Below are 21,019 nucleotides of genomic sequence, written 5' to 3' on the forward strand. Positions count from 1 at the left end.
ATATAATTTGTTAATAGAAAAGAGTTAGGAGTTGTTTACTTCTAACTCTTTTCGTTTTTTTGGGATATGAATAAAAAAGAAGTTTATACTATTGAAGAAGTAAAACGAAAATTGGAACGTTATTGTGTGTACCAAGATCGTTGTCATAAAGAAGTAGAAGATAAACTAAGGGAATACAAGCTAATTCCGCAAGCTAAAGAAGCTATTTTATTGCATCTTTTTGAGCACAATTTCATAAATGAAGAACGATTTTCTAAAAGTTTTGCAAGAGGTAAGTATCGCATAAAAAAATGGGGAAGATTACGAATAGTAAGAGAGCTTAAGTATCGACAAATTTCAGAGTATAATATTAAAACTGCATTAAAAGAAATAGATGAAGAGGTGTATACAAGTAACTTGTATAGCTTAACTGAAAAGAAAAATGAATTAATTAAAACTACAAATATTTACGAAAGAAAGAAAAAACTCTATGCATATTTAACTTATCGAGGTTATGAACCTAATTTGATTTATGAAGCAATAGAGTCTTATATAAATTAAAAGCTCGTACTAAGTACGAGCTTTTTAATTTGCAGAGATATTAAACTATTTTAAGATAAGTTTTTTAGTAGCAGTTTTACCATTAGATACCATATTCATAATATAGATTCCTCTAGAATGACCACTCATATCAATTTCAAAACTAGTTTCAGTAGTGTTCTTTTTTGAGAATACTTGTTTTCCAGTGATATCAAAAACTTTTACTGTTAATTCATCAGAAGTATTTCTATTAATATTAAAGATACTTTGAGAAGGGTTAGGATATACAGAAATTCCACTTAAGAATATCTCATCTTCGGTTGATAAGACACCTGATATAACCAAATTATCAACAACAGCGCCTTCCTCTACTACTCCAGCGTCAGAAACAAACTTAAATCTAAAAATTACGTTTGTTTCACTAGCTATAGCTGATAAATCATGACTATATTCTTTGGTTGTGGCATTTGTTAAGCCATCTCCTAAATTAACATCCTCACCTTCACCAGTCCATTGTTTACCTGGTAACCCATTTAAAGTTGAATCGCTATTATACCAGTTAGGATCAGAAGAAGAACCTAATATTTCCCAGTCTTTTCCTGAGTTAACAGTATATTCAACAACTAAATAGTCCCAATCTTGTTCAATATCAAATCCCATATCAAATTTTAATGTAGGGTTAGTTATTTGAGAGAGATCATAACAATTAGTGTATAAATATCCTATAGTGTTTATAGGGTAATCTTCTGATGCTGTAGCATAAGCCTTAACTCCAGATGGTATATTTATCAACCCTTTTCTTCTATTTATTATCTTCCACATTTCAGTTCCACTTGAAGTTTCAAGTAATAATTCATCAGAAATATTTTCAAAACTATTAACATCAGTAGGAGTATTATTGCTTTCATTTATTGAAAACTCAACTTCAATTTCATTATTAGTATTATAAGTGTCATCGGTTAGCACAACTTCAGTACTTAAGGTATGGCCTCCAAGAGTAGTAGTAATAGAAGGTAAGTTTATAATCATTTCTGTTTCAGAAGGTATGTTTCCAGTCCAGTTATAAACTTGGTTTGCTCCTCCATCTAAATTGTAATTAAATGTTAAATTACTTATAGCTTGTACACCTTGATTTTTAACTTTTATCTGGGCTATAAAATCAGTTCCACATGATAACCCGTTTTTAGCATTTTCTATTGCTAGTAAACGCACTTCATTTTGAGGCAATTCTGCTGGGATATCTGTATAAAAAACTCCTCGACCATATGTGGCAGCATAAAGCCTTGAGTCTTCCTCATTGATTTCCAAATCTCTAATCTGAGTATTAGGTAAGTTGGTGTCGAAGGTTTGCCATTCAGTTAAATCATCATTAATAAAATAGACTCCCAATGTAGTTCCAATGTACAAAGTGTTTTTACCACTTCGTTCATGATGCTGTAATACTGTTAAACTTTCAGAAGGAATATTAGTTCCTATAGATGTAATTGTAGGGAATGATTGCGTAATATTTGTGATTTTATATACATTATTAGAAGTAGCAACCCAAAGACTTTCTAGGTCATTAGGATCGGTATCAAGTCCAACTATGGTTCCTTGTGAAAAGTTTACTTTAATAAAAGTTTGTGCTCTGTCGGCACTTCTATAAAGTGCGTTACCACGAGCAGCATACATGATATCACTATTCTTAGAATTTATTACTAACCTATTTAAATCACCGCCAAATAAATGGTTAGAAATTTTAGTCCAACTACTGTTTCCATCAAGTCGATATATTTGACTATATCCTGCGTAAAGTTCCCCTTCCTCATTGATTGCCATTGGAGTAATCCAGTTTCCTCCTGAATCATTTGGACCTGTTTCTGCAGTTGGTGCAGCAACTCTAGTAGTTCTAGTTCTTCCTTGATCATTGGTAATACTCAGACCTCCTCCATATTGAGAAAAACCGTAAAAAGTATTTGAGTTGATAGGGTTAACAATTCCTTCCATTCCATCCCCATCTTGATAATGTCTCCATTTTTCACTGTCAAATCCAAAACCACCATTGTCTTGAAGTCCTCCAGCTATTACATTTAGGTTTTTTTGAGAAATCGAGATTCTGTAAAATTGACTAATGGCTATATTTTTAGTTAAATCTGTAAAAATCCCACCCTCATTAGTAGATACATATACACCACCATCAGTACCTGCAAAAAACTTACCGTCTAAAAAACGTAAAAAGTGGATATCAGCGTGAGTGTAAGATTGACCATTTACTTGTCTCCAATCATTAATTTTGGTGAAATTATCACCTCCATTAGTTGATTTCCAAATATCTAAAACTCCAACATACACAATATCGGCATTTTGATCAGATACTGTTAAAGCTAAATCAAACCAAGCCTGAGTGCTGCCAAAAATATCGTCTGTCTCTGATGTTTTAGTAAAAGAACTTCCACTATCAGTTGATTTATAAATACCATTAAAGGCATAACCACTTCCAGCACTTACAACATATACATAATTTGGATTGGCTATTGTAACATCCATAGTTAATCTTCTAGAACCGCTTAAGCCAGGTAAAAAAATAGAGTTAAAGTTTTCTCCACCATCTGTAGACTTATAAAATGTGTTTGATGAAACTGCATACCACGTATTTGGATCTCCTGGTTTCATTTTTAAGTCTATAATGTCTCCAGAAAGTTTAGTTACCCATGTTACACCTCCGTCTGTAGTTTTTTGAACTCCAGTACTAGTTGCTACTAAAACAGTATTGGTGTTGTTTGGATTAATGTAAATCTCATTCATACTATCAGGATTACCTGGTATTGTTCCTGTATTGTTCCAGGTTGTACCTCCATCTGTACTTTTCCATACTCCAACAGAATACGAATCTCCAGCATCGTCATCTCCAGTAGCAATATAGATGATATTTGAATTATTAGGATCTATTGCTATTCCAGAAACTCCAATTTGAGGTAAATAATCAGTTAGAGGATTCCAGTTTAAACCTGCATCTCTAGATTTCCATATTCCTCCAGCAGGTGAACCAACATAATAAGTATTAGAATTATTAGGATCTACTGCAACTGCATTAACTCTACCTTGACCGTTTCTTTTTGTTGAGCTAAAAATTGTAGAGCTGTCATAAGGGCCTAATGGCTTCCAGTCACTAACGTCTGTAAGATTATTTACAGATTTTTGATTTAAAGCATTTTTTTGATGCCATGCTTCCCATAGTTTTTCTTTAGAAGCAAAAGTGCCATCATCATTTAAATAATGAGACCAGTTGTATTCCCATCTTTTAAACGGTTTTAAACCGCTTCCTTTTTTAAATTTGTCTATAGAATTAAAATAGTTTTCTGCATAATCAGCCATTTCTTTTAATGTAGGTTTTGTACCTCTTCTTTGAACATTGCTGTTATCCCATGGAGCATTTTTCTTGAATTGTCCATGAGAATAAGTGAAAACAAATAATAATAGGATTATGTATACGTGTTTCATACGCTGTTAAATTTTGTCAAAAATAATGAAATTTCGGAAAGTAAAACAATCTAAAGTAGTTATACCCTAATTTTATAGTGTTAAAATTTAGAATAAAATTAAGATTTTAACATATTTAAGAAAAATAAATTAAATTTAAACTAAAGGTTTTTGTCAAAAATAGCATCTAAATCAATCTCCTCATCAAACTTCTTCTTACTGTAGATGGTATTTACTTTTTGAGTATAACTATTAAACACAAGCAAAATTTTATCAACTTGCGCATTTACTTGTTCAGGTTGAATGGCAGGTATCAAGGTCATGTCTTTCAGTCTTAGCGACTCATTATTTAGCACATTATAGCGAGCATAAAGAGAGTTTGTTTTCAAATCATCTATTTTTAAACTGTCCTTGAGTGCTTTAATGTAATCATTCAATTCAACAGCCATATTTAGCGCTTCATTAGGACTAGTATTGTTAAACTGTTGAAGATATGTATGTAAGTTTTCGTATTCTTTCCAGTCTTTTACGTTGCTTTTAGATAGGTTAGAAAGGGAATCAATACTTCTACGTTTTACAGGAACTTGCATTTCTGTTTTTTTAGGAACAGAATCTGTATTTTGAATTGTTTTTTTACAACTCAAAAGAAAAATACTAAGAACAAAAAAGATAAAAATTTGTCGAATCATAAACCTTGTAATACATAGCAAAAATACATCTTTTATCTGCTAAGTTCCTAAACATAAAGTTAAAGGTTAACAATCAGTTAGTTGGATGGGATTTTTGACAATAGTTAAAAAATAATAAAACAATTTTGCGAAATCCTAAAATTATTAACTTTGCGACAGTCTGAAAATATACTTTTAAAAATGGCAGAAACTATTTTAATATTAGGAGCTTGTGGGCAAATAGGAACAGAATTATCTCAAAGTTTAAGAGAAATTCATGGAAGAGATAAGGTAATAGCTTCTGATATAAGATATGGTGAAGATACATTTGTAAAAGAAGGTCCTTTTGAAATTATTGATGCAACTGATAGAGATACAATTGTAAAAGTAATTCAAAAGCATAATGTATCTCAAGTGTATTTAATGGCAGCAATGTTATCTGCTACAGCAGAGAAACATCCGCAGAAAGCATGGGATTTAAACATGAATTCTTTGCTAATTATTCTTGAATTAGCTAAAGAAAAACTTATAGATACAATTTATTGGCCTAGTTCAATAGCAGTTTTTGGTCCATCTTCTCCGAAAGTTAATACACCTCAAGATACAATAATGAATCCTACTACGGTGTATGGAATGAGTAAACTAGCAGGAGAGCATTGGTGTAATTATTACCACAATAAGTTTGGAGTAGATGTAAGAAGTTTACGTTATCCGGGAATAATAAGTTGGAAAACAAAGCCAGGCGGCGGTACTACCGACTATGCTGTAGATATTTATTTTAAAGCAGTTGAAGAAGGAAAGTATGAATGTTTTTTAGAAGAAAACACAATGCTTCCTATGATGTATATGAAAGATGCTATTGATGCTACCATTAATATTATGGAAGCTAAATCTGAAGACATAAAAGTAAGAACTTCATATAATTTAGCTGCAATTAGTTTTACTCCAGAGCAAATTACTGCTGAAATTAAAAAGCATATTGAAAATTTTGAAGTTAGCTACAAACCTGATTTTAGACAAGATATTGCTAATAGTTGGCCTCAAATTATAGATGATTCTAAAGCTAGAGAAGATTGGAATTGGTCGCATGAATTTGATTTAGAGTCTATGACAAAAGAGATGCTTAAGAATATACAATCAAGTATGATTAGCATGTAAATCTGCTGTAAGTTACTACATTCTTTTTCGTCTTATATGTTGTGAAATGTAAAGTAAACATGAAAGAAGTTATAGATAGCAGTTTAAAAAAAGGAATTTCCTATACAGAATATAGAGATTTAGTAAGTGATTTGTTAAGAGAGCAAAAGTCTACTGGACCAAATCAATCAGAAGCCTTATACAATTACAGTTTATTAAACGATAGGAGAATGAAGCGTTTAGATAAAACATCTAAATTAACTGAAGAAACTATTGAGAATGTAAAAAAAATAAGTCAACCTCAAACCTGGTTAGTATTAACTGAGGGTTGGTGTGGTGATGCTGCACAAAATTTACCTGTTCTAAATAAAATAGCAGAAGAAAACGAAAACGTCGACTTAAAATTGGTTTTAAGAGATGAAAATCTTGAGCTGATGGATGTTTTTTTAACAAATGGAGGGAGATCTATTCCTAAGTTGATTGCGCTAGATGAAAACAAAAATGTTTTGTTTACTTGGGGGCCAAGACCTTCTGTTGCTACTAAAATGATTACAGATTATAAAGAACAGAATGGAATGGTAGATGCTAAAATTAAAGAAGATTTACAACGATGGTATAATAAAGATAAAGGGATTAATGTTCAAGAAGATTTAATTTCTTTATTGTCTAATTAAATTTAAAATAAAGGTAATTTTATAAAAACCACTTGGTATTATGCTGGGTGGTTTTTTGTTTATCTATATTTGCCAAATGGTAGTAGATTTTCAACAATTGTCTGATGATGCTAAAGTTTGGATTTATCCTTGTAGCAGAAAGTTTTATCCTCAAGAATTAGCACCAATTAAAGAAAAAATAACCTCTTTTACGACTTCATGGAGCGAGTCTATAGAAGGTGATGTGTCTTTTCAATTATTGCATGAACGGTTTATAGTTTTTGGAGTAGAAGAAGATGTGAAAATTACCAACAAACATCTTGATGAGCAAGTTGCTTTTATACTTAAACTGCAATTAGAATACGAGGTAGAACTACTTGATAAAATGAATGTCTGCTTTAAACAAGGAGAGTTTATTCAATACAAAGATGTGAAAGAGTTTAAAAAGTTGCTGAAAAACAAATCAGTTAATGAAAAAACGATAGTCTTTGATAATTTAGTTCAAACGAAATACGATTTAGAGCACTTCTGGGAAGTCCCTATTATCGAAAGCTGGTATAATCGATTTTTATAATATATTGAAATTAAAAACCTTATCGTTTTCTTAGATTCGTAATGTTAAAAATCAATAAGTTTTCAAGGTAAATATGCTATTTTAAGGAAAATATTTACTTATGAAAAAAACTACACTCTCATTAATTACTTTATTAACTACTTTATTTAGTTTAGATGCACAAGAAGTGGCATTTAAACAACGATTATCATCCGATAAAACAACTGTTAGAGGAGATATTACATTTCTATCCAATAACATTGTAAATCGACAGGATGCTAGTTTTACTGCCAATGATCCTTACTCTGGAAATGAAGGAAATAATCAATTAAATATGCAATACATAGATGTTGATAACGATGCCACTACTTTTTCTTCATCTAGTGCTACATTAAGCTTACCAAGTTGTTCAAAAATTGTTTATGCTGGGTTATATTGGTCAGCTTTATATCCTTATGAAACTTGGGAGGGAGAAGAACCAAGAGCTGGTAATTATTCAAGTATAAAATTCAAATTACCAGGACAGGAGTATTTGGATATTTCTAGTGATGAAATACTTTATGATAATGGTATTGCAACTCAGCGGCCTTATGTTTGCTATAAAGACATGACTTCAATTATGAGTACATTGTCTGATTCGAATGGAGAATATACTGCGGCAAATATTCGAGGAACTGTTGGTTTAGATTCGTTTGGTTTAGGCTCAGCTGCTGGATGGGTATTGGTAATTGTCTACGAAAACTCTAATGAATCGGAAAAGCACATTTCATTATTTGATGGGTTTTCTACAATTGATGGAACAAGCAATACAGATGTTTTGTTTTCAAATGTAAATTCAATTTCAACAGGAGATGTTAAAGTTAAAGCGTTTGTTGCTGCACTTGAAGGAGACCAGTCTGTTACTGGTGATCGTTTTCAAATTAAAGGAACTAACGGCGCTTATACCAATATTTCTAATGGTATAAATGTTGAAAATAATTTATTTAATAGTTCAATAACACAAAATGATTCGCATTTTACCAGTAGAGTTCCTGCAAGTACAAACACATTAGGTTTTGATGCAGATTTATTTGAAGTGAATAACGAGAATAATGCACTAATTGCTAATAATCAAAATACTATTGAAGCTAGGTTTACAACTGAAGGCGATGTGTATTTCCCTTTTTTAAGTGCTATTTCCGTTGAGAAGTCAGCAGCAACACCTTTATCAATAAATAATATTAATGTAATTGCTACAGGAACATTAGCTAGCGGAAAAATTGAGATTGAAGCTACTGGTGGTTTTACAGGATATTTTTATAGTCTCAATGGAGGCGATTATAAAGAATCGAATAGCTTTTTAGATTTAGATCAAGGAATATATTCTATTTTGGTAAAAGACGCGAATGGATGTATTACTGATGCTGTTGAGGTTACAGTTGAAAAAATTGATATTGATAATTCTGTAAATCAGGTTTCAGGTAGCTTAGAAGCAACTTATAAAAATGCAGATGCCTATCAATGGATTGATGTAGATACTAATGAAAGAATTTCAGGAGCTACACAAGATTCATTTACTCCGTCAAAATCTGGAAGCTATCAGTTAGAAATGGAAATTACGCAAACTTCTTCAAGAGGTGTTAATAGAAACAGTACTCAAAAGGTGCTGTCGCCAGTTGCTCAGTTCAATGCTGGCGTTTTAAGTGTAAATGATGTAGAGGAGAAGATTATTAAAGCGCATCCGAATCCAGCGTCTGACAAATTAATTTTATCATCAGAGTTAATTGGTAAACAATTCAAAATTTATTCAATTCTTGGTAATGAAGTTCAGTCAGATAAATTCTTATCAGATAAAATTTATGTCAATAAGTTAGCAAAAGGAGTTTATATCCTTAAAGTAGAAGTATATCAAGCAATAAAATTTTTAAAAAAATAAACAAGAGTTTTTTCTTTTAACTACCTAAAGTGCATTTAATAAATAAATGCACTTTTTTGTTGTCATAACAAGAATGTAACAAAAATTAATTTTTTCGTCCTATAATAAAAAAGTTATGGGAGGATATGGAAGTAGCATACAAACAGTTGTTAGTAATAATAAAAAATTACGTAGAGAAAGAAAGTTTCTCAACAATCCAAATTCAGAGTCAAAGTCTAAATTAAAATTCGATAAAGTATCAGAAGAGAAACTACATCAAATTAAATTGGCAATTCAAGAAAAAGCAAAAAAGGAAAGAAAATCTAGCTTAATAGCTGTAATTTTATTTGTAACTTGTTTATTGAGTTTGTTGTATTTGGTTGTTGTCGGATTTTAGAACTGAGTTTCTTTATGATTTCAATTCATCTATAAAACCATCAATGCTCAAAGCATTTTCAACAGTAAAATCGCCAATTTTTGTTCTTCGTAATACAGATAAGTGACCACCAGAATTCAAGGCAACTCCAAAATCGTTTGCTAAAGATCGGATGTAAGTTCCTTTGCTACACACAACACGAAATTCAATATTTGGTAAATCAATTTTAGTGATTTCGAATTCTCTAATTTCAATTTCTCTTGATTTGATTTCAGTAGTTTTTCCTTGTCTAGCTAGTTCATACAAACGTTTCCCATCTTTTTTAATAGCGGAGAAAATTGGTGGCTTCTGCTGAATTTTTCCAATGAACTGTTCTGTAGTCTTATGAATTAATTCGTCAGTAATATGATCTATAGGAAAAGTTTCGTTGACTTCTGTTTCTAAATCGTAACTCGGTGTAGTTGCTCCAACGACAATTGTTCCTGTATATTCTTTAATCTGACCTTGATAGGTCTCAATATTCTTTGTTTGCTTTCCTGTGCAAATAATCAATAAACCAGTAGCTAGTGGATCTAAAGTTCCCGCGTGGCCTACTTTAATTTTTTTAAGATTAAATTGTTTGCGAATGTGCCAACGAAGTTTGTTTACTACTTGAAAAGAAGTCCATTCAAGAGGTTTATCGATAAGTAAAACCTTGCCGTCTTTAAAATTTTCAACAGTATTCATGCTTAACTTACTAAAGAATACACTATGGCTATACTACCTACAATAGCACAGTAAATTGAAAAATAAGAAAGCTTACTTCTTTTTACCAAGGCTATCATCCATTGACAAGCTAATAAACCAGCTACAAAGGCAGCAACAAAACCAGCTGACATAGGGATCATTTCAGAAGATTGAAAATTAATATCACCTCCTAAAATATCTTTAGCTATTTTTCCAAAAATTAATGGAACAACCATTAAAAAAGAAAATTTAGCCGCTTTAGTTCTGTCAATTCCCAATAAAACCGATGTAGAAATTGTAGCACCAGATCTTGAAATTCCAGGTAACATAGCGATAGCTTGAGAAATTCCAACGATTAACGAATTAGAAAAAGAAACATTTTTATCAGTGTTTTTAGCTCTGTCTGCCAAAAGAAGTAATAAAGCAGTTACTAATAACATGAACCCTACAAATAATATTTTTCCTCCAAATAACGATTCCAATTGGTCTTCAAAAAATAAACCAATAATAACGGCTGGAATCATAGAGATCACAATTTTTAAAGAAAACTGAAACTCTTCATTCCATTTAAATTGAAATAATCCTTTCAGAATTTCACCAACTTCTTTTCTAAAAATGACTAAAGTACTTAAAGCAGTAGCGAAGTGTAATACAACCGTAAAAGTTAAACTTTCTTCAGGAACAGAAGTGTCTCCTAAAATTGCTTTAGCTAGCTCTAAATGTCCACTAGATGATACAGGTAAAAACTCAGTAAGTCCTTGAATGATTCCAAGGATAATTGCTTCAATAATATTCATGCTTATTTTTTAGGATTTGCTAAAATAGCGTAGATTTCAATTGCTAATCCTACAATTACCAACGTAGGTGCTAAACGAATTCTTCTCCAACTATAAATATCTGGGTTAAATACATTTGGATCATCACTTCCTCCACCAGCCATTAGGATAAATCCTAAAGCAATAACAGCTAAGCCAATAAGCATTAACATGTAATTTCTTTTACCGAATAAAAATTCTGGTTGATTTGAATTTTTATTTTTATTCATAGTTTAATAGTATAATTCGTTGGTTTGTAAGTTTAAGAATCTTTGTGTTGCAAAATAGGTGCTAACCCAAGTAATGATTAATGAACTAACTATAATTCCTGCGCACAAATATACTAAAGATAAATAGTCTTTAGCTAATTCTAAAGAAGGTATGTATTTATCTATATAATAAATTACAAACCCTAAAAATACCAATGCAATCAATGCTCCAATTAACCCTAGTTTAATGCTTTGCCAAATAAATGGTTTGCGAATAAAGTTTTTGGTAGCACCAACCATCTGCATGGTTTTAATGTTAAATCGTTTAGAGTAAATAGATAATCGGATAGAACTGTTAATTAAAATTATAGAAACTACCACAAAAAAACCACTTAACACTAAGAGCCAAAAACTAATACGTTGTATGTTTTTGGTTAATTGTTCTACCAAATTTTTATCATAAGAAACATCAATTATATATGCATTTTTTAAGAATTTTTGCTGTAGCTCTTGCATTAAGTCTGGTGTAACATAGTCTGCGTTTAAATGTAAATCAATTCCGTTTTTTAGAGGGTTTGTACCCAAAAAGTCTAGGAAATCTTCACCTAAATCTTTACTATATGTTTTAGCTGCTTCTTCTTTTGATATAAAGTATAAATCTTTAGTAAAAGGTTCTTTTATTAAAGACTCTCTAAAACTACTTATTTGATCTTTTGTAACATCATCTTTCAAGAAGAGAGACATTACAACTTCTTCTTTAAAATGATTAGCAACTTTGGTCGATTTTAATAAAATCAAACCTAAGATTCCAATCATGAATAGTACAATAGCAATACTTATAATAACTGAAGCATAGGATGAACGTAATCGTCTTTTTTGAAAAGAATCATAAGAATTCGTCATGTACTTGAGTTTTGGATGGCAATATAATCAATTATCAATTATCAGTTGTGAATTAGGAATTATTTAGGGTTTCAACCTAAAATAATTATTAAAAACTGGTAGCTGAGCGGAGTCGAAGATAAAGCTTATCAAAAAATGTGATTTCGACTTCGCTCAATCACCATTATTCTTTTATGTCTTGGCAAAGTTCAATTAAAACTCCATTTGTGGTTTTAGGATGTAAAAAAGCAACTAGTTTATTATCAGCACCTTTTTTAGGAACTTCATTTAAAACAGTAAAGCCTTCATTCTTTAAACGCTTTATTTCACTTTCAATATCATCTACAGCAAAAGCAATATGATGAATTCCTTCTCCTTTTTTCTCAATAAACTTTGCAATTGGGCTATCAGGATTTGTGGCTTCTAATAGCTCAATCTTATTTGGGCCTGTTTTAAAAAAAGAAGTTTTAACGCCTTCACTAGCTACTTCTTCGATTTTGTAATGTGCCTCTCCAAACAATGAAGCAAATAATGTATTTGATTTTTCAATGCTTTTTACAGCAATTCCGATGTGTTCTATTTTGTTCATGATGTAAAAATAAAAAATCTATAAACTATTGTCTATAGATTTTCAATTTCTATTTCCTTAGCCAATACTAAGAGAACATCTGTTTTGTTGATTAATGTTAATATTTGTAGTGTTAACGGTTTTAGTTGCTCATGTGCGCAACAGAATTCCCAAACTTGATGAATAAATAGGGTAAAGTCTTCATTTGCATCATATTTAAACTGATTACTTTGATATATTATTTGCAACAATTGATGAATAAGTTGAGTAGCATTATCTAACTTCTCTTTGTGTTTTTGATATACACTCCAAATATTTTCTTGGGCTCCTGTTAAAAGATTAGCTGAGAAATAATATAGTTCTTTGCGCTTATTTCGGGTATCCTGCGGAATAAAGGTGCTTAGTTCTCCTCGTTTTACAGCAAACATTGACGATTCTGGAATACTTAATTTTTGAAGAAGTTCTTCGGTTTCCGAAAGCCAGTTTTTTAAGGTTTTTGTACTGGCGCTACTTTTCTTTTCGAGTAGGTTAACAATGTTTGAAATCTTTGATAATTGTATCTCGATATCACCAACAATTTTAGTGGTTGACTTTCTCATGATTATTCTGGTAATAATTTAGAGTTTTTGTTTCCATTTTCATCTTCAGAAGTATGCCACTCTAAACCTTCTTCATTTAAGGTCATTTTTATTTGAATTAAATTCTCGGGCTTTATCTCTTGAAGTTTATAACTCTCTACAATTACTTTTGGTTCTTGCTTAACAGGTTGTTTAGGCTTAATTTGACTGGCTAAGTTTTCAGTAATTCGATGTATCAATGTTGGAACATCAATTTTTTCATTTGAAATATTAATAAATTGCTCTGCAATTCTTGAAGAGTAAAGTTTTAACGCGCTACCTTCGTCGTTGGTAGCTTTGATGGCTTTTTCAAGAGATTCAACTTCATTATTTATGGCTGCTTTTAACTGAATAGAGGTTTGTCTATCAAAAGAGGTTCTTTGAGTTACATCTTTTAAAATACTATAGGTTTGTGCACTAAACTCTATATTATCTATTGGTTGATAATCTTTTTGATATTGAGTTTCTAATTCGCCAATTGCAACAGGAATTGTTAATTCGATATTTTGTGCTCTAAATCTTGGAATAGAAAAATGTTTAAGCAAATCGTGTTGCGCAAATTTTTCAGCAATTTCTAATGATTTTAAATCGGAAATCATTCTTGCTTCTGTTAAACTTGTTGCGATACTACCGATATATTCATTTAAGTTAATCATGATGTAAGTTTTAAATTAATTGAAGAGAATAAGAGTTAAAAGGTCATTCAAAAAGTAGAATGACCTTTAAATTTGTATTAAGCAACAGCAGCGATGCTATCTTCTAACATGTCTAAAATTCTGCTTAATCCTTCTGGTAACTCATCATTTACCGCTTTTACTTTTACTCCTAAATTGTAAGTTTTATCAACTTTCACGCCTTGAGAAGTATTTCTTTTGTAAGAAGCGGAAGCTTTAAAGTTTACAATTTTGTAATTGATTCCTAGTTCAGCACTTGCCGCAAATTCAGATGAAACATTACTAGTTTCTGTAGAACTTAAACGCGCATTAAAGTCAATGTTTACTTCATCAATACGAATTGATGGAATTGTTAACATCGTTAAAAACGGAACTTTAATTTCGATTTCGCTATCAATAAAATTTGATGTTACATCTGTGTTTGCAGGTAATCCTTCGTCTTGAAGTTCTTGAGAAGTTTTTCCTTTATGTGGATTTGGAACCGATTTTTTATATTGAAAATCTACATAACGTAATGCATCTGGCTTTGTTGGATCGCTGTCTTTTTCAAATCCTACTTCTTTTATAAAGTTTACCGTAGCCATTGAAGCTGCAGTTTGTGCTTGAATAGCTGCCTGTAAAGGACCTCCAACATACACATTAAAATCTAAGCTATTAAGCTCAGGTACTAAATTTGGCATAATTAATAATTTTTAGATATTTCCTACTCTTTTATTTGGCTTTTCGGTTTCCGCCATTGTTTTTGTATTTCGAAATAGTGAGGGCAAAGATTTGGAAAAGAAATAGTTTGATTGGTAGTAGAAAAACTGTAATTATAAAGGTTGTATTCAGTAAGATTTTTAAGTGTTTTTCTCGTGAAAAAAAGAGAAAAAATTCTGGATACATTTTTTTGAGAAATTGTAGTCGCTATGTAAGTAGCATGTGAATATTAGTTTTAAAAAATGAGATTCATAATAGTCATTGCGAATGAAATGAAACAATCTTTATATTTAAGGTTAAATTAATACTCCTTCTAACCTAAAAAATTGAAAATTCTTTGAATTTTTAATACTAAATAATTGCTATCTCCTTTTTTTGCTAAGAACCGATAAGGAGTTGTTATTTCAAAGAGTATTTTATTAACTATTAAATGTTTTCAATTATGAAGGCAATAAAAATTGTGGCGCTTGCTATGGTAGTAACTGTGGTGTCTTTTATTGGATGCCAAAAAGATGAAGATGCTGTGAATCCAAATGTAGAGGTTTCATCAGCAGAAAGACCTTACAACGCTTTAATGTACAAAGACATGATTGGTATGCTTGAGCATTATGATAAAACTAGGAAACCAGTTTTAGAGAATGCTTTAGGTTTTGAGGATACAAGAATTAATCATTACTCTATTGAAACTTTAGAGAATTACATTAAGTATGTTAAACAATTATCAAAAGAAAAAGGAATTGAATTTACAGGAATTAATTTTGTTTCTGTTGCATATCCTAAGAATACTGGTCATGGTGTGCCTAATTATCAGAACATCATGTTAATGCCAACAACAAACATAAATGCAAAGAATATAGCATTTGATCCGGTACAATCTTCAAAAGAAGAAGTAGTAACTATGAAGGAAATGTTTGCTCATTATGGATACAACTGGGTGTACGATAGTAAAGAAGATTATGAAGGTAGAAAAGTTGTGAGTAAAAGACTTCAAGAAAATTTTATGAAAAGAAGAAGTACAGAAGATTTGGAAAGTAGCTCTTCTAATTATGGCCATTTATCTCCTTCTATGGAATAGTTTATATTCATTTCAGTAAGATATTTGTTGAATTATTCTAGTTTTTTTCCATCAAGTTTTAAATATATAGGTAAGCAACCGATTTGTAAAAGGGGTTTTTCCTGCGATTTTGTTGTAAAGTTATTAAGTTATTTGACAAAGAATTAAAGAGTTTGCTTTCTGTAAAAAAAATGCTTGTATTTTTGGATTGATTAAATAACTAAACTTTAACTAAAATGAAAACGTTACTACGTAAACTTTGTAAACTTTTTGGAGTTAATACTATTGATACTCCAGACACAACAAAACCAAAAACATTACTGACTTACAAGGAAATTGTTACCATGTTACACGAATATGATAGAACTCGATTTGAGTTATTGGTAAATGGATTAGGTTTTGAAGACACCCGAATTAATACATTTGACTTTTATGAGTTGAAAAACTACATGAATTATATGGAGAAGGAAGCTAAGGAAAAAGGTATAAAATTAAAAGGGATTAGTTTCATTAAAGGTGTTTACTCAGAAGAGAATGCTCCGAAAGATGAGTTTATTAATTATGAAAACTTATTGTACACACCAACAGCTATTGTCAATGGAGAAGAAGTAGAAATAGATGTTTTAAATTCTACTAAAGATAATATTGTAACTTTAAGAAGTAAATTAAAAGAATATAATTACGAATGGCGCTACGATAACAAAGAAAACTTTAAGTTGAAATCTAGTAAAAAAGAAGAAGTAAAAACTTCTTTTAAAGCTATCATGATGCGTGATGGGTTTACTGAAGAAGAAAGTGGTTTAGGAAATAAAACACACTTATCGCCTCCAAACTAAAATTGTTAAGAGATATTTATGCATCTAGTTTATTTAATACACTTTCTGAGTTTTTTTAGTCTTACATTATTTTGTTTAAGATATTTAAAAAACAAATCATTCGTGAAAATGAAATATTTTATTCTTTATCTCTTTTTCATGTTTAGTATTGATATAGGTGCGTTGATTCTTTTGAAATTTGGTGTAGAAAATTCTTCTTTATATAATTTACTGAGTCTGGTTGAATTTAATCTGCTTTTTTTCTTTTATAGAGCTGTAAGCAAGAATACTTTAACCAAAAAAGTGTCGTTAATAAATATTATTTTATATAATGCGATTTTTGTTGGGACGAGTATTTTTTTAGGGAAAGATGTTCTCTCTGTTACTTATAATAATTTAGCTCCATTGTTTGGAGCTTTTCAGATTAGTATTGTATTAATCCTATTTTTAAGAGAATTTCTAATTTCTGAAGAAATTTTAAGTTACAAGAAGAATATTCTTTTTTGGATAACAGTTGGATTATTTATGTATTATTTAGGAACTTTACCTTTAACAGGAATTTTAAGTTATATGAAAAAAAATGATTCTTTTCAGTTTTTGTATCATATTCAGAAGTTGTTAACTATAATAATGCATTCTTGTTTTATTACCGGATTTTTATGGAGTTGGAACAGAGTCAAATAATAGTAGTCATATCTACAATCTTAGTTGTTCTAGGTGTTTTGTTTATAGTCATATTATTCACAATATTTCAACGCCGAAAAAACCAGTTATTAACTGAAAAAGCAGAAGAAAAAAAACGTTTCGAGAAAGAAATAGCCGAAACGCAAATAGAAATTAGAGAAGAAACCTTAAGAAATATTAGTTGGGAGTTGCACGATAACATCGGGCAACTTCTAACTTTAGCTAAAATACAATTGCAAAATGCTTCAGAAGAAAACCTTGGGGATATTTCAGAAACCATCACTAAAAGTTTAAATGAAATTAGATCGTTGTCTAAACTTATCAATCCTGAGTTTATAAAAAACATCAAATTTAAAGAAGCTTTAGCGCTAGAAATTGAACGATTCAACCGTTTAAAGTTTATAGATGCCACATTAACTATTACAGGTGAAGAAAAAGAAGTAGACCAAAAGCATGGTATTATTATGTTTAGAATTCTGCAAGAATTCTTTTCAAATACCATAAAACATGCAAAAGGATCTAAGCTAGATGTCTTTTTACATTTTAAAGAAGATGCTTTAGAAATAATAGCGAAAGATAATGGTGTAGGATTTAATATTAATGAGGTAGCAAAAAAAGGAATTGGACTTCAGAATATTAAAACTAGAGTAGAACTAATTAATGCTGAGGCTAATATAAAATCGGAACCTAAGAAGGGTACTACTTTAAATATTTATTACTACTTTTATGAAGTATAATCTCCTACTTGTAGTTAATTTAATAACCAAACTTATCTAACGAACATGAAATATTCAGTTGTCGTAGTGGACGATCATACGCTGTTGTCTCAAGCAATAGAAGGTATGGTAAATACTTTTGATAAATTTAAAGTATTATACACCTGTAAAAATGGAGGAGAGGTACAAGAAAAATTTGCAGCCTCCCCCAGAAACATTCCAGATATTGTTTTAGTAGATGTTAATATGCCAGTAATGAACGGTATAGAAACTACTGAATGGATTGTAGCTAATTATCCAAATGTAAATGTATTAGCTTTATCAGTTGAAGATGCAGATGGCACTATCTTAAAAATGCTAAAAGCTGGAGCAATAGGTTACTTGCTAAAAGACACCAAAAAGGAGGTCTTAGAGCGAGCATTGATAGAAATTATGGACAATGGTTTTTATCATACAAAGAATGTAACAAACCTATTATTAGAGTCAGTTTCAGGAAAGAAGAGCAAAAGCAACATTGACTTTAAAGAAAATGAAATTAAGTTCATGCGCTTGGCGTGTTCTGAACTTACTTACAAAGAAATTGCGGAAAAAATGTTTTTAAGTCCAAAGACTATAGATGGTTATCGTGATAGTCTATTTACAAAATTAAACATCCGGAATAGAGTAGGATTGGTAATGTACGCTATAAAAAATAAGATTTATATGCCTTAGTGTAACAGTATCAAACATTATATTAAAGATAAAAGTAGCCTAGTATAAAGCTTTTCTAAAAGTTTTAACAAAGGCTACTTTTTTATTTTGCTATGATTGAGTATATACGTAATACAACCATTTATAATTCAATATTTATCGGTAAATTTGCAACATGGAAGAAACGAACAGGCAACGAAAAATTGCAGCATTATTACAAAAAGATTTAGTTGATGTACTTCAACGTGCTGCTCAAAACGGAATGAAAGGAGTAATCATCTCTGTTTCTAAGGTTTCTGTAACGGCAGACTTAGGAGTAGCAAAGGTGTATTTAAGTGTTTTCCCATCTGACAAGAGAGATGAAATTGTAGAAGGAGTAAAGTCTAATACGCCATTAATTCGTCATGAAATGGCTCAACGAACTAGAAATCAATTAAGAAGAATGCCAGAATTGTTGTTCTTTGGAGATGATAGTTTGGATTATATAGAAGAAATCGATAAGTCTTTAAAAGGTGAGGATGATAATCCTATAAAAAATCCAGACATTTTACCACGCAGACAAAAACGTTAAGTAACCTAATTAGTACATTGCTATACATTTAAACGTAATTGAACTTTCCTTTTTACATAGCCAAAAGATATTTAAAATCTAAAAGTAGCACCAACGCTATTAATATTATTACTATCATCGCTATGTTTGGAGTAATAGTTGGTACACTGGCGTTATTCATTATTTTATCAGGTTTTTCGGGTTTACGAACATTTAGTTATTCATTATTAGATGCCTCAGATCCAGATATTAAAATTTCACCTGTAAAAGGGAAAACATTCGAGTATTCAAAAACTCTCGATGAAGAACTTATTTCAAATACTAATATAGCTTCCTTTTCAAAAGTAGCAGAAGAACGTGTATTTTTAAAGTATAACGATAAAAGTCATATTGCTTACATAAAAGGAGTCGATAACAATTACACCGAAGTAGTTGCAGTTGATTCTTCTTTAGTAGTTGGAGAATGGATAGATCCTGAGTTTAAAAGAACCGCAGTTATAGGTAGTGGAATTTCATACAAACTTTCTCTTAGGGTTTTTAATATAACGGAACCTTTAAAAGTTTTTGTACCAAAGCCAGGAAAGGGATTGTTAAATGCTAATAATGCTTTTAATTCTATAAATGTTCAGATAGTTGGAGTTTATACTGGAGCTGAAGAGTTTCAAAACAAGTATGTTTTTACAGAATTAGAAGTAGCTCAACAATTACTCAATTATAATCCAAATCAAATTTCAGCTATTGAAATTAAAGTAAGAGATGCTAACGTAATTGACCAAGAAGCTGCTTTACTACAACAAAATTTAGGAGCTAATTATAACGTGCAAACTCGAACAGAATTAAACGCTTTAATTTATAAAGTAATTAATACGGAGAATTTTGTTTCCTATTTAATATTTACACTGATTGTAATTATTGCTTTATTTAATGTTGTAGGAGCAATAATTATGATGATTATTGACAAAAGAAAAAACTTAAAAACATTGTTAGATATAGGTGCAACTTTGAAGGATATAAAGAAAATATTTGTACTTCAAGGATTTCTTTTATGCTTAATAGGAATGGGAGTTGGATTGTTTTTAGGAGTAATTTTGGTTATTATTCAACAGCAATTTGGTTTGTTTATGATAACGCAAAACATTCCATATCCAGTTGAGTTTAGATGGACGAACTTACTAGTTGTAATGCTAACAATTTCTGTATTAGGTTTTATAGCTGCTAAAATTGCAAGTTCAAGGATTTCTTATAATTTTGTAAGAAAATAATTGTTATGAAATTTATTAAATACCTAGCGGTAATAGCTATAGCTGTTACTTATTCTTGTAAGTCTAAAAAGGTTTACAAACGTCCATTACTTAAAGACGTTAACAAATCAAATTTGGTTATCACTAAATCCGAAGCTGATGAGATACATAAATATTTCTCATTCGAAATTCCTGAATATTGGAATAGATATGTAGGGAGTCATGGCAATATATTTTATTCTCCATTAGGAATGAATTTCAAAAAAGGAGAAACTTTGAAAGAAATGAGTGATTCTGTATTTCAGAAACAAAAAGCTCAGGATATATTCAAGTTCAATAAAAATAACAAGAAGAAGAGAGGATATTATTTGGATTGTTATATAATGACAAATAGTTATCATAAAGATTCAATAAAAGTATACAACAAAGAAGAAGCTATAAATTATTATTTAAACTTTAAAAGAAAGCAATACAAACTAGCTGATTTTAAGTATGAAATGATTGAAACTCAAGATTCAAAACTAGGTTCAATTTTGCTTTTTAAATATGGTTTGTACAGAAATTTTACGAATTGTACAGATACAGATGCCATTGTATTTGGTGATAAAAGAGTTTATTTTGTTAATTATCATTCTGCAAACCTCTATTACTCATTATATCTTGACGATGTGAAGAAGATTATAAGGTCTTTGGAAATTAAACAATAACCTAATATTATAAAAATAAACCTCAACAGAAATTGTTGAGGTTTTATGGTTTTTTTGATTGATACATGTTTCTTTTTAGGGATCTCTATACGGGAAAGCGAGATTTACTTTAT

The 21,019-nt window shown here is 30.4% G+C and carries 24 protein-coding genes; 14 read left to right on the forward strand and 10 right to left on the reverse strand.

Going from position 1 to position 21,019, the window contains the following annotated elements:
* Positions 1-66: 66 nt before the first annotated feature.
* A complete protein-coding gene (locus tag EV195_RS07870) occupies positions 67-540 on the forward strand; it encodes a regulatory protein RecX (RefSeq protein WP_132794399.1) in 474 nt (157 codons plus the stop codon).
* Between the two features lie 45 nt (positions 541-585).
* On the opposite strand, the gene EV195_RS07875 is transcribed toward EV195_RS07870, so the two are convergent.
* Both EV195_RS07875 and EV195_RS07880 read right to left on the reverse strand, forming a co-directional pair.
* Entirely contained in the window at positions 586-3,999 is a 3,414-nt protein-coding gene (locus tag EV195_RS07875) for a T9SS type A sorting domain-containing protein (protein ID WP_132794400.1), read from the reverse strand.
* A gap of 140 nt (positions 4,000-4,139) precedes the next feature.
* A complete protein-coding gene (locus tag EV195_RS07880; RefSeq protein ID WP_132794401.1) occupies positions 4,140-4,622 on the reverse strand; it encodes a hypothetical protein in 483 nt (160 codons plus the stop codon).
* A gap of 225 nt (positions 4,623-4,847) precedes the next feature.
* Between EV195_RS07880 and EV195_RS07885 the strand changes: the two genes are divergently transcribed.
* The 5 genes from EV195_RS07885 to EV195_RS07905 all read left to right on the forward strand — a co-directional run bounded on the left by EV195_RS07885 (position 4,848) and on the right by EV195_RS07905 (position 9,280).
* Positions 4,848-5,804 (forward strand): NAD-dependent epimerase/dehydratase family protein, encoded by a 957-nt coding sequence (locus EV195_RS07885; protein WP_132794402.1) that lies wholly within the window; start codon positions 4,848-4,850, stop codon positions 5,802-5,804.
* A gap of 59 nt (positions 5,805-5,863) precedes the next feature.
* Positions 5,864-6,457 carry a thioredoxin family protein gene (locus EV195_RS07890; protein WP_132794403.1) on the forward strand — a complete coding sequence of 198 codons (594 nt, stop codon included), beginning with the start codon at positions 5,864-5,866 and terminating at the stop codon, positions 6,455-6,457.
* 76 nt (positions 6,458-6,533) lie between these two features.
* The gene (locus EV195_RS07895) at positions 6,534-7,010 is read left to right on the forward strand and encodes an ABC transporter ATPase (RefSeq protein WP_132794404.1); all 477 of its coding nucleotides are present in this window, start codon (positions 6,534-6,536) and stop codon (positions 7,008-7,010) included.
* Between the two features lie 100 nt (positions 7,011-7,110).
* Entirely contained in the window at positions 7,111-8,904 is a 1,794-nt protein-coding gene (locus EV195_RS07900; protein WP_132794405.1) for a T9SS type A sorting domain-containing protein, read from the forward strand.
* A 115-nt stretch (positions 8,905-9,019) separates the two neighbouring features.
* On the forward strand, positions 9,020-9,280 hold the full coding sequence (locus EV195_RS07905) for a hypothetical protein (protein WP_132794406.1): 261 nt from the start codon (positions 9,020-9,022) through the stop codon (positions 9,278-9,280).
* A gap of 12 nt (positions 9,281-9,292) precedes the next feature.
* On the opposite strand, the gene truB is transcribed toward EV195_RS07905, so the two are convergent.
* The 8 genes from truB to EV195_RS07945 form a co-directional block, all read right to left on the reverse strand.
* Entirely contained in the window at positions 9,293-9,985 is a 693-nt protein-coding gene (gene truB / locus EV195_RS07910; protein ID WP_132794407.1) for a tRNA pseudouridine(55) synthase TruB, read from the reverse strand.
* Between the two features lie 2 nt (positions 9,986-9,987).
* Complete coding sequence (locus EV195_RS07915; protein WP_132794408.1) at positions 9,988-10,782, reverse strand: undecaprenyl-diphosphate phosphatase; 795 nt, start codon at positions 10,780-10,782, stop codon at positions 9,988-9,990.
* Between the two features lie 2 nt (positions 10,783-10,784).
* Positions 10,785-11,030 carry a DUF3098 domain-containing protein gene (locus EV195_RS07920; protein WP_132794409.1) on the reverse strand — a complete coding sequence of 82 codons (246 nt, stop codon included), beginning with the start codon at positions 11,028-11,030 and terminating at the stop codon, positions 10,785-10,787.
* 3 nt (positions 11,031-11,033) lie between these two features.
* The gene (locus EV195_RS07925) at positions 11,034-11,912 is read right to left on the reverse strand and encodes a cell division protein FtsX (RefSeq protein WP_132794410.1); all 879 of its coding nucleotides are present in this window, start codon (positions 11,910-11,912) and stop codon (positions 11,034-11,036) included.
* Between the two features lie 163 nt (positions 11,913-12,075).
* Positions 12,076-12,480 (reverse strand): methylmalonyl-CoA epimerase, encoded by a 405-nt coding sequence (gene mce / locus EV195_RS07930; protein ID WP_132794411.1) that lies wholly within the window; start codon positions 12,478-12,480, stop codon positions 12,076-12,078.
* Between the two features lie 32 nt (positions 12,481-12,512).
* Positions 12,513-13,058: a hypothetical protein gene (locus EV195_RS07935; protein WP_132794412.1), complete on the reverse strand. Its 546-nt coding sequence runs from the start codon at positions 13,056-13,058 to the stop codon at positions 12,513-12,515.
* A 2-nt stretch (positions 13,059-13,060) separates the two neighbouring features.
* Entirely contained in the window at positions 13,061-13,732 is a 672-nt protein-coding gene (locus EV195_RS07940) for a hypothetical protein (protein WP_132794413.1), read from the reverse strand.
* Between the two features lie 77 nt (positions 13,733-13,809).
* Positions 13,810-14,430, reverse strand: coding sequence for a DUF2589 domain-containing protein (locus tag EV195_RS07945; protein ID WP_132794414.1), 621 nt, complete (start codon positions 14,428-14,430; stop codon positions 13,810-13,812).
* 461 nt (positions 14,431-14,891) lie between these two features.
* On the opposite strand from EV195_RS07945, the gene EV195_RS07950 reads away from it, so the two are divergent.
* The 8 genes from EV195_RS07950 (at position 14,892) to EV195_RS07985 (ending at position 20,906) form a co-directional block, all read left to right on the forward strand.
* Positions 14,892-15,524 carry a hypothetical protein gene (locus EV195_RS07950; RefSeq protein ID WP_132794415.1) on the forward strand — a complete coding sequence of 211 codons (633 nt, stop codon included), beginning with the start codon at positions 14,892-14,894 and terminating at the stop codon, positions 15,522-15,524.
* 215 nt (positions 15,525-15,739) lie between these two features.
* Complete coding sequence (locus EV195_RS07955; RefSeq protein WP_132794416.1) at positions 15,740-16,339, forward strand: hypothetical protein; 600 nt, start codon at positions 15,740-15,742, stop codon at positions 16,337-16,339.
* 108 nt (positions 16,340-16,447) lie between these two features.
* Positions 16,448-17,002, forward strand: a complete 555-nt coding sequence (locus EV195_RS07960) for a hypothetical protein (protein WP_132794417.1) — start codon at positions 16,448-16,450, stop codon at positions 17,000-17,002.
* On the forward strand, positions 16,978-17,739 hold the full coding sequence (locus EV195_RS07965; protein WP_132794418.1) for a sensor histidine kinase: 762 nt from the start codon (positions 16,978-16,980) through the stop codon (positions 17,737-17,739). Before EV195_RS07960 ends, EV195_RS07965 begins: the two co-directional genes overlap by 25 nt.
* A gap of 45 nt (positions 17,740-17,784) precedes the next feature.
* The gene (locus EV195_RS07970; RefSeq protein ID WP_132794419.1) at positions 17,785-18,429 is read left to right on the forward strand and encodes a response regulator transcription factor; all 645 of its coding nucleotides are present in this window, start codon (positions 17,785-17,787) and stop codon (positions 18,427-18,429) included.
* 154 nt (positions 18,430-18,583) lie between these two features.
* Entirely contained in the window at positions 18,584-18,979 is a 396-nt protein-coding gene (gene rbfA / locus EV195_RS07975; protein WP_132794420.1) for a 30S ribosome-binding factor RbfA, read from the forward strand.
* Positions 18,980-19,017: 38 nt separating this feature from the next.
* A complete protein-coding gene (locus tag EV195_RS07980) occupies positions 19,018-20,220 on the forward strand; it encodes an ABC transporter permease (protein ID WP_132794421.1) in 1,203 nt (400 codons plus the stop codon).
* A 5-nt stretch (positions 20,221-20,225) separates the two neighbouring features.
* The gene (locus tag EV195_RS07985; RefSeq protein ID WP_132794422.1) at positions 20,226-20,906 is read left to right on the forward strand and encodes a hypothetical protein; all 681 of its coding nucleotides are present in this window, start codon (positions 20,226-20,228) and stop codon (positions 20,904-20,906) included.
* Positions 20,907-21,019: the final 113 nt, after the last annotated feature.

Source organism: Tenacibaculum skagerrakense, from assembly GCF_004345825.1.
Classification (GTDB): domain Bacteria; phylum Bacteroidota; class Bacteroidia; order Flavobacteriales; family Flavobacteriaceae; genus Polaribacter; species Polaribacter skagerrakensis.

Bases quoted from the DNA above. Each gene is read 5' to 3' on its own strand.
- EV195_RS07890 (WP_132794403.1), top strand. From the start codon at position 5,864: ATGAAAGAAGTTATAGATAGCAGTTTAAAAAAAGGAATTTCCTATACA.
- EV195_RS07950 (WP_132794415.1), top strand. From the start codon at position 14,892: ATGAAGGCAATAAAAATTGTGGCGCTTGCTATGGTAGTAACTGTGGTG.
- truB (WP_132794407.1), bottom strand. From the start codon at position 9,985: ATGAATACTGTTGAAAATTTTAAAGACGGCAAGGTTTTACTTATCGAT.
- EV195_RS07970 (WP_132794419.1), top strand. From the start codon at position 17,785: ATGAAATATTCAGTTGTCGTAGTGGACGATCATACGCTGTTGTCTCAA.
- EV195_RS07920 (WP_132794409.1), bottom strand. From the start codon at position 11,030: ATGAATAAAAATAAAAATTCAAATCAACCAGAATTTTTATTCGGTAAA.
- rbfA (WP_132794420.1), top strand. From the start codon at position 18,584: ATGGAAGAAACGAACAGGCAACGAAAAATTGCAGCATTATTACAAAAA.
- EV195_RS07870 (WP_132794399.1), top strand. From the start codon at position 67: ATGAATAAAAAAGAAGTTTATACTATTGAAGAAGTAAAACGAAAATTG.
- EV195_RS07885 (WP_132794402.1), top strand. From the start codon at position 4,848: ATGGCAGAAACTATTTTAATATTAGGAGCTTGTGGGCAAATAGGAACA.
- EV195_RS07955 (WP_132794416.1), top strand. From the start codon at position 15,740: ATGAAAACGTTACTACGTAAACTTTGTAAACTTTTTGGAGTTAATACT.
- mce (WP_132794411.1), bottom strand. From the start codon at position 12,480: ATGAACAAAATAGAACACATCGGAATTGCTGTAAAAAGCATTGAAAAA.
- EV195_RS07985 (WP_132794422.1), top strand. From the start codon at position 20,226: ATGAAATTTATTAAATACCTAGCGGTAATAGCTATAGCTGTTACTTAT.
- EV195_RS07915 (WP_132794408.1), bottom strand. From the start codon at position 10,782: ATGAATATTATTGAAGCAATTATCCTTGGAATCATTCAAGGACTTACT.
- EV195_RS07925 (WP_132794410.1), bottom strand. From the start codon at position 11,912: ATGACGAATTCTTATGATTCTTTTCAAAAAAGACGATTACGTTCATCC.
- EV195_RS07900 (WP_132794405.1), top strand. From the start codon at position 7,111: ATGAAAAAAACTACACTCTCATTAATTACTTTATTAACTACTTTATTT.
- EV195_RS07895 (WP_132794404.1), top strand. From the start codon at position 6,534: ATGGTAGTAGATTTTCAACAATTGTCTGATGATGCTAAAGTTTGGATT.
- EV195_RS07935 (WP_132794412.1), bottom strand. From the start codon at position 13,058: ATGAGAAAGTCAACCACTAAAATTGTTGGTGATATCGAGATACAATTA.
- EV195_RS07960 (WP_132794417.1), top strand. From the start codon at position 16,448: ATGAAATATTTTATTCTTTATCTCTTTTTCATGTTTAGTATTGATATA.
- EV195_RS07940 (WP_132794413.1), bottom strand. From the start codon at position 13,732: ATGATTAACTTAAATGAATATATCGGTAGTATCGCAACAAGTTTAACA.
- EV195_RS07875 (WP_132794400.1), bottom strand. From the start codon at position 3,999: ATGAAACACGTATACATAATCCTATTATTATTTGTTTTCACTTATTCT.
- EV195_RS07905 (WP_132794406.1), top strand. From the start codon at position 9,020: ATGGGAGGATATGGAAGTAGCATACAAACAGTTGTTAGTAATAATAAA.
- EV195_RS07965 (WP_132794418.1), top strand. From the start codon at position 16,978: ATGGAGTTGGAACAGAGTCAAATAATAGTAGTCATATCTACAATCTTA.
- EV195_RS07945 (WP_132794414.1), bottom strand. From the start codon at position 14,430: ATGCCAAATTTAGTACCTGAGCTTAATAGCTTAGATTTTAATGTGTAT.